This is a genomic window from Mesorhizobium sp. M1A.T.Ca.IN.004.03.1.1 (genome assembly GCF_003997555.1).
GTDB lineage: Bacteria > Pseudomonadota > Alphaproteobacteria > Rhizobiales > Rhizobiaceae > Mesorhizobium.
In genome coordinates this window covers 1-285 of sequence record NZ_RZTV01000199.1, presented here as the reverse complement: position 1 = coordinate 285, position 285 = coordinate 1, and the positions used below count along the sequence as shown (strand labels likewise).

The 285-nt window shown below is 60.4% G+C and carries 1 pseudogene; it reads left to right on the top strand.

The annotated features are described in order from the left end of the window. Positions 1-223, top strand: a pseudogene (locus tag EOD29_RS31325) (arginine--tRNA ligase); the annotation flags it as partial. Positions 224-285 lie beyond the last annotated feature (62 nt).

Below are 285 nucleotides of genomic sequence, written 5' to 3'. Positions count from 1 at the left end.
CGTGCCCGTCGGCCAGTCGCTTGCCGCCGATTACGGTGTGCGGCTGCACAACACGCCGGAAGACCAATGGATGCCGATCGTCAAGGATCGCACCATCGATGCGATGATGGTGATGATCCGTGAGGATCTGGCGGCTCTGAACGTCCATCACGACGTCTTCTTCTCCGAACGCACCCTGCATGCCAATGTTGCAGCTGCGATCCGCACGGCGATCAACGACCTATGCATGACCGGCATGCGGGCGGCGATCGCGCCGCAGCGCAGATAATCACCATAGGAAAAACC